Here is a 12,494-nt window from a genome sequence, read left to right as displayed (position 1 = left end):
GGCATTTTTCGTCTAGAGGTTAACCGTCAATTCGTTGAATTTAACGGAAACGATGCCTCCCCAATCAAATGCGGTTTCAGCAATGACCAGTTTCACATACGCGGTTTTTTTCTGTTGGACAAATGACGTGAAATCCAGTCCGGTTATGCCGCCTGTAAGTTCTCCCACAAATTCATTTGCGTTCTCTGCGCTGTCACCGACATATACGCTGATTTTTGAACCGAATACGCCCGCTCTGACCGCGATCTCGCCCTTCAGACTCAGAAACGCGTCGCCCGCGCTATCCAGTTTGTATATAACGGTGGCTTGCTCATGTATGGGCCAAGTATTGTCTGGGCCGCCCTGCCCCTTGTAAAAACCGCGAATCGCCGGAACGAATACGCCTCCGGCCGCTTCCACGTTACCGTATATCGCCTTATCTGCGACAACGACAACCTCGCTCGTCGGAACTTTGTACGTTTCATTCGCCTCTAACGTGCGGCACACCGATTCGTTCGAACAGGAGGCCGCCTGATCAAACCGGCTTTCGTAGATCGTTCGGACATTGGCAACCGTCAGCGCCAATTTCCGTTCAATCACGGTTTCGCCTTGCGTCGCCCTAACAGTCAATTCGGTTGTTCCCGCAGTCACTCCGGTAACGATACCTTCATCCGAAACGGTGGCCACCGATACGTCGCTGCTGGTCATATCGATCTCCAATAGCTGCAAGTTCATTTCCACCGCTTGGTCGTTGTAGGCTTTGATGGCAATGGCGGTCGTATCGTTCGCGCCGATCACATTCTTGTCAAGATCGGCTACCAATTCGGAGAGCGTGTTGGAAGCAATCTCCACAACCAGCGTATTGGACTTGACGACATTGCCTCCGATTGAAACATAGGCTTGAACGGTCGCTGTTCCCGGTTGTTTCAGCTTCAAAACGCCTTCGGACACTTCCGCCAGATCGGAATCGCCTATGATATAGGCGATCTTGGCATCCTTCAAGTACACAGGGGCGCCATTGCTGTACCTAGCTTCGATCGTAAGCGGAATGGACTGCCCGGCGAACAGCGTACCGTCAGGAAGGCTGATCACGGCGGAATCCAGTTCGCGCAATTCCGCTTTCTTTTTGATTTTGACATCATTCAAGCTGGCCCACGTGTCATTGGAAGCTGTTCGAAGCTCGACCTTAACGTAAACCGTTGTCAGCCCCGCCACATCATCCGTCAATCGAATTGCGCGGGCGAGGGTAAAATTGCCTTCTTCTCCGCCGGGCTCGATTCCGCCTACTTCAGTCCACTCACTCAAGTCTTCGCTGATAGACCATTTGACGCTTTGCAGGTCCGGATTCCCCATGATCGCCCTGCCGCTGTATTCGATCGCCAGCTCGGACAAAGGCGTTCCGCTGTCGATCCTCCATACGATGCTGCCAGCTTCGGATATATGATCCGGTCTGATCACTTTGTCCGCATAATTGGCATCCAAAGGCGCAATGCGGACGTTGTCAACGGAAAAGGCGCGTTCCATCCAATCTCCATCCGCAAGCTCGAACGTCTCGGCGACGAGCGTATCGTACACTTCGGCGATTTTAATCGCTCTGACCGGACTGCCCTCATACGTGTACGGACTATAAGTGACCGTAACCTGATCCCCGATTTCGAAGCCCAAGTCGTCCAGATCGGCGGTCAGAATGCCGCTCCCCGTCGCCTTAGGCGAATCAAGCACCGCATCCGCCCCAATTTCGAACTCGTGTAGTCCATCCAATTCAATCTTGGCATTGCTCGGCACTCCCCGAATGGAGATCGGCCGAATGTCCGTAATGGTGCCGAAAATCTGGCCATAATAAGCGCGAACATGGACGGCTTCGTTATTCTCGTTCGTCGTTATCCTGAGCAATTCCCCATCGTTCAAAATCTCGATTGGCACTTCTTCAAGTTCGCTGTCCTTTGCACCGGCCGCTCCTCTTTCGATAACGGCGTCATCCGCAAGCTTCAGCTCTACGAAATTGACATATTCTCCGATTTCCGGATCTTGCGATTCCAAATAAATGTATCCTTTTGGCGTCGGCTTGTTTAAACTCTTGTTCTTGCTGACAAAGGCAGCCTCAAAAGACTCGGGATACCGCTTCCCGCTTTCGGCAAACGCCGTCAGCGTAAATACCGCTTTTCCTCCGACAGCCAGAACTGCCCCGGAATCTCCCGCCGCCGTCGCTTGAATCGTATAGAGACCGCCATAATCTGAAACGGCTTTGTAATATTGTCCGTTCACGAGACCGGACAACGTAACTGTCGCATCCAGTACAACCTCTGCTTTCAATGAGAATCGCGTTTCTTCATCGGCTTCGTAGAGAACAATATCGGCGAAACGCTGACTGTCCCCGAGATCGATTTCAATCGGGAACTTGCCGAGCTTGCCTCCTCCCTTAACCGTATATTTTGCCGGCAAGGTCTCGGAAAGCTCGCGGATTAGCCGATCGTATGCTGTCCGATACTTCCCCGCGCGGTAGAGAGCCGATATGGATTGGTAAGTCTCATTTTCACCCGATTTGATCCGATACGTGTTCATTAGCCGCTCGACATCCGCCCGGTAGCTGATCCATAAATTCCGAAGGCGCATCTGATCGACCGTGTAGACGGTACCATCCGAATGCCCGGTTTGTTTATCCCAAGGCAGAAACGCTTCGAATGCCCAGATGGAGGTCCAACTGTACAAACTGGAAGGCAACCCCGGAGAAAACAACCTCAGCTCGACATAAGCAACAGCCGCATCGCGATCGATATGATCGCTAACCTCCACCACTTCCGAGTTGAAATTTTTCAAAGTCGCCGCCAGCGTTAAATCGCCTTCCTCCGGTCCGGCCCAAACTTCGACCCGGTTATCGGCATTCAGCGAACTCAGTGCTCGTCCTTCCACTTTCACGGTCAGACCGGAATCGAACGAATCGCCAGCGTTATCCAGGCGGAAGGTCAGACGGCCGCCATCGACGTTCCCATTATCGGGAGTCGCCACATATTTTTCGACCAACACTTCCCGCTGAACGCCTTCGACACCGACGAGCATTGCATTTACGGTCAGCGAATCCACAGCTTTGAAATCATATTTTCCCAAAGGCTTGTCGTATGCGGGTACGGCAACCAGTTCTGCGCGTTGGCCGTCATAATCGTCAATCAACTGGCGATCGCCCTCATGATAGTTATACACGTTCACATAGTCGGCTCCGTACATGTACGCTTGTTTCAGCGTTTGCATGTCGGTGAGACTGCCTCGTTCCGCATTTACATCCGCGTATTTGCCTCGAGCGACGATATAGTCCAGATAGCGGGCATCCAGTTCCCCGGCCCACTCCGCACCGAAACGGATGTCATTCACCATATGCGTTTCCCAATGCGCCCTCTTCTCGTCCCAATCGGGATAGTTTGGCGTGGGGAACATATGCGTGTACGCATTCTCTACCAACTGGCTGTCGGGATAAATGATTTGCCCCTGATCGACGAAGATGGCATTGTAACCATAGCCCTCAGCTATGGCGCTTGAAAGCGTGCCGATATAAGTCGTAAGATTGCCCGACATCCACAGCTTTTCATCCTGGGACAAGCCATCCTCAGGATTCAAGGCAACGCCGTCGGCAGCCGCGGCAGCTATGGTGTCCGGCCCAAAGTCTCCACCGGCTTCCGGCGACGCATTAAATGCAAAATAAGGCCAATATAATGGTTCGTTTTCGGTAAAAATGACGACGGGCGGCAGCGAACTTCCACTCGCTTTCATTGCCGCCGTCTTGCCGGAAATAAGGCTGGCAACTCCCTTGACCTTGTCGGCGCGCACTTGGTTGTAGTGCGCATTGTTCATCGTCAGCCACGGCGTGTTGGACCATATATTCGGCGTGGTCAACTTCCAGTTGCCTCTGCCGTCGATGTTGAGCGGGTCGTAAACGATCTGATTGTAAGGTATATCCGTCCAGCGGCCGCCCTTGCCGTCAGGTCCGCTCGGCGTGCCTCCCCACCAGGAATTGATGCTGAGATGAATCGGGATGTCGGCATCGCTTGATAAGCGCATTAAATATTCCAGACGACGCTCCAGTTCTTTTTCGCTCCAGTGCATGTAAAGAATTTCGAACCCCAGAGCCGGCTTGTACATATCCATTCCGACATATTCATTCTTGATATCCTGAACAAGCTGCAAATCCGTCTCATAATCGTCCCATTTGAGCGCCGGCTGAAGCAGTCCGACGGTCATCTGCCGGCCGATCTCTTCGTTCTCGAGCAAACGGTCAAATCGACTGTACGCCCACAGCCGGCTGAAGTGAACGCGCGCATCGCCATAATTACGAAGTTCTACTTCGATCTTGCCTGCGCTTCCGGCAGCGGAAGCGGGCACTTCAATAAAATAATGATTGGGACCTTCCGAAGCTTCTTCATACGTTCTGAAATACATTTCTTCGCCATTGACCAGGACGGTGTAGGCTAATAGCTCATCGGAACGGGTATGAATTTCCTCCAACTCCAGTGTGACTGCACGACCGGGATAAGGATGATCGATTTCAAAAGAGATACTCGATTGCGATTCTTCCAGGTATCGAACGGTATACGCGTCCGCCAGCTCTCCGACCTTGGTGTCGATTTCATCGATTCCCGAGTTGCCTTGCACAATCAAATTTGCTTGTTGTTCATCATTCGTTTGTCCAAAAGCAAAATGGATGACTCGCTCCTGAAGCGCAGGCTCGCCTGGCCCGTTCCCTGAGCCCGGGTTGCCCGCATTCCCCGCCCCATCAACCGTTGCTCCGCGAGAGAAATAGACCCCGTCCGCAACCATGATCCGACTGGGCATTTTTTCAAACGTTACGCCGTCAGCCTGTATGTCCGCCTCAACAATCTCTCCGTCACCCGTCACATCTGCCTTCCCTTCGGCTGTAAAGCGATTAATTCGGACGCCGGGAGACAAGATTATTTTCGCCGAAGCTCCGTTTTTTGGAACAAGCTGTTGGGCGATCGTGCCTCCCAGGATTTGAACCGTCAACCCTTCCGACTGAATAATGACCGATTCGAAGGTTCCGTCCAGCTTCACACCCGAGTACAAATGCGTTACTGCGATGACCGACCCAGCTTCGGAAATGATACGAACCCGTTGGTCCGGTTTATTGACAACAAGGGAGGCCAGAATGGAACGTATCAAATGAATACTGTTCTCGCCGCCGCCTTCAATGTGAACGGTCCCTTTGACCGTAACGCCGTCAAGCGTCACATCGCCATCCCCGATGCCCGCGGCAAGGTAGAGATTTCCGTTAATCGTCATATTTCGCAAAGTAACGTCTTCTGTGTTCACTACCAGATTACCGTCGATATTTTCGGAGAAAACGCCGGCTTTATTGACCAATCGACCCATCAACCGATCGGATATCGTCAAAGCCTCGGCTCGGGTCAACAACGATTCAGGCGCGAAATGGCCAGAGGGCAATCCTGTAACCGCTTTCAGATCTGATAATGCACTTATAGCTTCTGTCGCCCAGCCTGAGATGGTATCGGCATCCTTGAACTTACGGTAAGCTTGCTTGTCCGATGCCTTCGCGCGAAACGCCTTGGCCAGAACAACCGCGGCTTCCTGTCTGCTGATCGGGCTTAACGGCCGAAACTTGCCCTCGCCATCCCCTTGTATGATGCCTGCTCCTATTGCCTTCAGCAGGTCCTCTCGGTACCAGGCTTGCGAGGGAACATCGGCGAGCTCCGCTTCCGGTTTCTCCGTAAACTTGAAGATTCGATTAAGCAAAGCAATGAATTCTGCGCGTCCTATGGGCCGGTTTGGTTTGAATGTACCGTCGGCATAACCGTTAATCAAGCCGTAGTCTTTCCAACTTCGTATAGTGGCCGCCGCCCAATGGGCGTCCTCTGTACTTTGGGTTTCAACCAAAGCCGGCTTCGCTACTGCATCTTCTGCAAAAGCAGTGGATACTGTCGTCCATCCTATTGCTAAGGCTAGCGCGCATGAGATGAGGCGTTTGCTTCTTGTAGCCATACTTCACGCTCCTTAAGTGATCTGGTACAAACGGAAGAATCTTTTATCTCAGTTGCAACGGTCCATTTTTATGAATGAACCGTTGCATCTGCCGCTTTCTAGCGGGATTGCTTCGTCATCTCCTCAGGGGATACGGCATAGCCGCGATCCATTAAGGCGATCAGGGCAAGCAAGCCTCCCCAATGGTAGTAGCGGTCGCTGTTTTTTACGTCGCAGCCCTCGCCGGTATCGCCGTTGTAATTTTCATGGACATGCCCGTGCATCACCCATTCCTTAAGGATGAGTTCGGCCGATTTGTCCGCAAGAAGTCGGGCCGTCCCTGTTTCTCCTTGGTTGCGCAGACCGAGATAGACTAGCATGTTCATCGGAGCCCATATTCGCCCGCGCCAATATTCCTGATCCGGATAAGCCGGATCATTCCGCGAGATGGAAGGCAGTACCCAATCCCCCCAGAACTCCTCCGGGTTTAGTAAATGCTCGTCAATCATGCGCTTTACTTGCTCATCGGAAACGTACGGCGTCAGCAATGGATAGAAGTTCGTCGGAGACAAACGTTCGCTGAATGCGCCCGTATCGGTCCTCAAATTACGGAAAATGCCCGTTTGCTCATCCCATAGCCGCTGCATGCCCGAACCAAACCGATCCGCCGACCGGCGAAGCGCTTCAGCCCGTTCGCGATCATTGAGAATATCCGCGATCTCCGCCAAGGCGAGACAGTCCCAAATATACAAACCCATCAAACCGGCATCGGCAAGTTTTAGCGTATTTTTGGTTTTATCGAACGGGATTTCGTCGTACATCGGCGAATTATCCAGCCCGGATTCAAGCGCTGCTCCAAACGTGTCGTGGACGCCCGCCGTTTCCCATAAGTTATCCGCTACCGGCGTCATCGGATTGGAGCCCCAGGCCAGCAACCCTTCCTCGATCTGCCGATTATCCGGCCACCAGGCGTTCCAGGCGCATAGCTGCTCGTATACTTCCTCCAAAAACCAACGATCACCGTACTTGCGATAGAGCTGCAGAACAATAAACGAGCCTACCGGCGGTTGCGAGCGATCCCGCGAAATGACCGTTCCCGACCAATCGAAGTTCGGCACGAAGCCGTCAGCCACAGCCGCCCGGGTGATCTCGACCGCATTAGCATAAGCAAGGTCGCGATTGTCCTCCATGCACATGTAAGCGGCAAAGTAGGTATCCCAGCAGAAAAGCTTGTAGCCCTGGTCGTTCCAGATTCGACTTACCGGCGTGACTACCCGTTGATATTTGGGTTCGTAGATTGTATCCCATGCCATGCAGGCTTGCATGGAGGCGTACACATCCGCTGCATCGCCAAATGCCGATCGGCGAGCTTCCGCAATTCCGCGGCGCCGCTGATCGATGAGCGCCTGGATGGCCGCCAACTCGCGCGGCTTGCCGGTTGACAAGCCGACCGTCTCATGGAGCGACAAGGCGATATAGGGTCCGGATGCGGGAACATGATATTCCTCGACGACGGAGCCGGTCGAATAGAGTCTAACGTTCCGATCCGGAAAGACAGCCTCGATGCTACCGTCGTTCGCGTGTTGGACATACCCTTTGCGGTTCCACAGGATGCCGCATTCGGCAATCAGAACAGCTGGCTTGAGCTGGTTGCGCAGCGGAGTGACAAGCAGAAAAAGTTCTCCGTTTTCTACCGCGCTTTCGACACGCAGCTCGATGTCCCGCCATTGCAAGGTCAGCTCGGTATAAGACCCGTCGTAGCTACGCAAACCGGGACGAACGACTTCCTGATCCTTGCCTTGCCGTCCGATCAAGGCTTCCGCCAGATAACCGCCTTCCCGGTATTCCTTGATGCCGAGCTTGATCGCGGCGCTCTCCGGCAGCAGCACATGCGTCAGGACGCTGCGGGTATGCCAGGTGTTCCAGCCGGACGACAAATTCTCTTGCACTTGATCGTATTCGGAGACAGATGCTGCAGTTCGTTCCTGACTTATGTAAATGTCCGACATTCGAATCATTCCTTTATCGTGAATTGGATAGTGACAATTTCCTTAGGTTTCAAATCTAAGGTCAGACATCGATCGGTGCCGTCCGTCTCCAACGTCAGCTCACGGCGTACTTCGCCGTTCAGCCCGATTGCATGAGCGCCGAGAATCGGCAGTCGGACGCGGATGGAGCCGCTGGCAGCCGTTTCTCCGAGGTTGACTAACCGAAGTTCGATGCCCTCCCGGTCATCCGGAGCCGGACGCAGGCTGGTGACATGCAATAGCGCATTGTCGATCTCCAACCAACCGCGCTGTCCGCTTTGTCGATATTCCGCTATCGCCGGAACGGCTTCCTCACTTGGATCCGGAATGCGGATACCCCGACTTTGAACCGAAACGGCCTGTTCATCCGCCACGCGCCAAGGCGCGATAGCGCGATCCTGACGATCGACGGTAAGGCCATAATGGAAGGTCAGCACCCTTTGTACTTGTCCTCCCGGAGTCTTGAGTCCGGGGCCGGGACGATTGGTCGTCGCCATCCCGCGATCGCCGCCGCCGAGATAGGCAACGCTCCGCAACAGGGTAATCGCCAACGTCCCTTCATCGGTCGCACGCTCGGAAGGAATCCATTCGTATTCATGGAGTCCATGCGCGTTAACGATCGTTCTGGTTTCGCCATGGTCGGCAAACACGTAATGCTGGAACGGAAAAGTCGTCGGTTCATTTTCCACCCATACGTCCATTGGGGGCTGCTGCACGCGGTCCGGCCGTTCCGAAACATCGAACGCGCCTCCAGCTTGAATCGGCCGTCCCCCTTTCTTCATCGGATACAACAGACGCAAGCGATGGTCAAGCGCGCGGTTATCCACCGTCGTTTGGACCGACGCGGTGCGGCTGCGCGCCACAAGCGTCACTTCAGTCCGGATGTCCAGCGCAACCAAATCCGAACTTCTCCTTCTCGCATCCGGTTCCGCCGAGCGCGGTACGAGCAGCTCATAGGAAACGGTCAAACGCTGCCATCCGCGGCCTTCTCCCGATACGCGAATGCTTCGGACCGTCGCGGACGTGAAATGTTCGTTTAGCAGCGGGCGGGAGTACAAGTATTCGTCGCCAACGTCGCCGCTGTCCTCGAATCGATGCAGACCCCGCAAATGCTCTCCGGTCTCCAAATCGATCCAGGTCAAGGTTCCGTCGGATTCTGCCGTAATCCGAACGAACTCGTTTTCAATGGAATTGGAGGTCGCCCTCGCCGGGATGTGCGCAAATTCCGGTATTTTTCGCAGTTGAGCGGCAATCGTCTTATAGCCGAGCGGCGGCAAATCGCGAACGAAAATGCGGACTTTATGTCTGTAAGTCTCCCCCTTGCTCAGCGGATACCGCAACGAATCGTTTTCGATCGGACAAACCTTCTCGTATTCGACGATTTCCGCCTCGTACCATTCGCCGGCCTCGTCCGTGACTTTAACTGATCTGTATAGCGTCGCGTCATCCGCGTCAAGTTCGATTTCGGTTAACGCGTCTCTGCGCCAGGGCAACGGATTGAACAGCAGCACCGGATTGCCGCCCGGCGGCAGCCACGACAGATCGACTTTGTCGGACATCCGCGCAAGCGTCTCCGTGACCAGTTGCTCACCGATATGACCGGCTTTGCGGTTACGCGTCTCCATCTCGTCATGGACATCGTCGATGCTGCAGCCGCAGATGCTGTCATGGGGATGATTCTGCAAAACGTATTTCCAGGCTTGCCGGACAAAGGCCGGATGATGCCCGTCTCCGGCTGCGAGCGCCAACGCCTCCAACGGCTCGACCAATCGTTCCAGCAAATTTTGCACGGTCGCGTTCTGCTGTTTGAGATATACTCTGGCCGAAAGCACGTTCGGAATGATCGTGTTAATTACGCCCCCAGGCGTATGGCTCGTACGTCTGAATTCTCCGCCCAACACCGGAACCTTCGGCAATTCGCCAAAGCAGTCTCGAACGTAGCTTTCAATAGAAGAGAATTTCATCGGAGATTCATTCGGCTTTGTGTTCCATTGGTCGATCATTGCTGTAATATGCCTCTGTGGCTCCATATGATCGAAGCCATTCATCAACAGCACATGACCGCTCTTTGCATACGGACCGATATGGCCAATCAGCTCTCGCAGCCGCTCCTCGGCCTGCTCCTGGTCGACAGGCAAGCTCATGGCACTCGTATATCCATACATGTGTGACAGGTGTACGGTCTTGACCCGATGCCCGCTCGGACTCTCCCATTCGAATTCGGTTGGCACTTGTTCCGGAGTTCCGTTTAAGCCGCGCCAGATGAGAGCGTACTCAAACCCGTATTCCTTCAACAGTTGAGGCATTTGAGCAATGTGGCCGAATGTGTCCGGCAAATAGCCGACCTCCAACATCGGTCCAAATGACGAGCCGATTCGCCTTCCTTCCTCCAGATTGCGAATCATGGATTCTCCGCTGACGAGAAACTCGTCCACAAGCACGTACCACGGACCGATGGTTAATCGACCTTCGCGAATGAACCGTTCAAGATCCGCCCGACGCTCCGGTCTGATTTCAAGGTAATCCTCCAAAGCTATAACTTGACCGTCGAAATGAAAGCGATATTCCTTGTCTTCGTCCATCGTGCGCAGCAGACGGTCGACCAGACCGACAAGTCGAAACCGGAACGTTTCAAACGGCAAATACCATTCCCTGTCCCAGTGGGTATGGGCAACTAAATGTATCGTTTTGTATGTGCTCATATAAACAGTTCTATCCCCCTGCTTCTTATGCTTTTACCGCACCGGATGTCATGCCTTGAACAAAATATTTCATTGTAAAGGAGAACAATACCATAAGCGGGATCGAGGCGAGCGTCATCCCGGAGAACATCGAGCCGTAAACGATCTGCTGCGGATCCATGAACCGATATAAGCCTACTGTGACAGTTAACATAGATTGATCGGAAAGGACCAGCAACGGCCAGATGAAATCGTTCCATGTCGACAAAATATTCACTAGACCCATCGACAAAAAGATCGGAAACGCAAGCGGCAACACCAACCGGAAAAAGACAACCGGCTCGCTGCCCCCGTCCATTCGGATGCTCTCGGTGAGTTCTCTAGGAATTTCTTCAAAAAAGGTGCGAAACACAAAAATGACGACCAACTGCCCGCTTGCGATATAAGGAAGAATCGCCGCCCATGGACTATTGATCAAATTCAAATTCGTGACCAAAACGAACTGCGGGATGAGCGTAAGAATGCCCGGTATCATTAAGAAAGACAACAATACCATAAACAGAGCGGATTTAAGCGGAAAATCGAATCGCGCGAACACATACGCGCTAAGACTGGAAACAGCCAAAACGCCAATGACCGTGCCCCCGGAAACAACTAAAGAATTTTTTAAATAAACGCCGATTTTGGATGCTGCATCGATGATAAATTCCACATGCGGGGTCAAGGGAAGTCCAAAATAATTGATCGATAACTGATAATTCGTTTTGAACGCCGTTACGAGCATGAAATACATGGGGAACAGCGTGAAAAACAACAACGCGAACAGGAACACAATGACAATGATGCGCGCAAACCTTTGGCTATTCATCCGCGTTACCTCTTTTCCCGCATAAACTTCATATTCAGCAAGGTCAATCCAAGCGTAATCACGAATAGAATGACGCCGATTGCCGAACCGGTTCCGAGCTTGCCGTAAGTAAATGCGTTATTAAACATGTACAGTCCAGGAACCATCGTGTCGTAACCCGGACCGCCCTTGGTCATGATAAGCTGATCGCTGAACTGTTGCGTTCCGCCGATTAATACCAATACAGTTGTCAATCTGATTTGCGGCAAAATCAATTGCAAATCCACGGTCCAGAAGATTTTCCATGCGGAGGCGCCGTCTATTCTGGCAGCTTCCCTTAAAGACTCGTCGATATTTTGAAATCCGGCCAAATAGATGAGGAATCCCAGTCCACTTACCCACGGAAAACCTTTCATCATAATGGACAACATCGCCGTTAATTGGCTATCGCCCAGCCAGATTCTTTGCCAATTTTCCAAACCAAGCAAGCCGAGCGTATGATTTAGCATCCCGTTTCCAGGTTCGTAGAAGAAAAGCCAAAACATCGTCGTGACCATGCCCGGAAGCACCATCGGAATCGTGAAGGAAACTTTAAAAAATCCGGCCAATCCGGTATTGCCCAAGTAGTTGATCAGGTACGCCCCCAGGATGGATGCGCCTTGCAAGATGATAATGTTCCACAACAGAAAGGCCAGCAGAATAATAAAACTGCTCCGAAATATGGGATCCTGCAACAATTCGACATAATTGTCCAAGCCAGCGAATGTCGGATTCAAATAATTGGTCATGTTCCAGTCCAGAAACGACATTCTGAAAGCCTCAATAGACGGGTATAACAGAAACAAGCCGACAAAGAAAAAAGTAGGAAATAGACAAGCGTAAAGCCACATATAGCGCATCTTCTTGCTCATGATTGCCTCCCCGGCCGAATCCGGCGCATCCGGCATACAATGCTTCTGCCGATCGCGCCGGAAACGA

The 12,494-nt window shown here is 52.7% G+C and carries 5 protein-coding genes; all 5 read right to left on the bottom strand.

The window, feature by feature from the left end; translation table 11 throughout:
• Positions 1-12: 12 nt before the first annotated feature.
• Positions 13-5,982, bottom strand: a complete 5,970-nt coding sequence (locus tag H7F31_RS08320; protein ID WP_187103761.1) for an S-layer homology domain-containing protein — start codon at positions 5,980-5,982, stop codon at positions 13-15.
• 98 nt (positions 5,983-6,080) lie between these two features.
• Complete coding sequence (locus H7F31_RS08315) at positions 6,081-7,970, bottom strand: MGH1-like glycoside hydrolase domain-containing protein (protein WP_187103760.1); 1,890 nt, start codon at positions 7,968-7,970, stop codon at positions 6,081-6,083.
• A gap of 5 nt (positions 7,971-7,975) precedes the next feature.
• Entirely contained in the window at positions 7,976-10,690 is a 2,715-nt protein-coding gene (locus tag H7F31_RS08310) for an alpha-mannosidase (protein ID WP_187103759.1), read from the bottom strand.
• Positions 10,691-10,715: 25 nt separating this feature from the next.
• Complete coding sequence (locus H7F31_RS08305; RefSeq protein WP_187103758.1) at positions 10,716-11,537, bottom strand: carbohydrate ABC transporter permease; 822 nt, start codon at positions 11,535-11,537, stop codon at positions 10,716-10,718.
• A gap of 5 nt (positions 11,538-11,542) precedes the next feature.
• Positions 11,543-12,427 (bottom strand): carbohydrate ABC transporter permease, encoded by an 885-nt coding sequence (locus H7F31_RS08300; RefSeq protein ID WP_187103757.1) that lies wholly within the window; start codon positions 12,425-12,427, stop codon positions 11,543-11,545.
• Positions 12,428-12,494: the final 67 nt, after the last annotated feature.

The organism is Paenibacillus sp. PAMC21692, assembly GCF_014303795.1.
GTDB lineage: Bacteria > Bacillota > Bacilli > Paenibacillales > Paenibacillaceae > Pristimantibacillus > Pristimantibacillus agaridevorans.
This window is presented reverse-complemented; position numbering and strand designations above follow the sequence as displayed.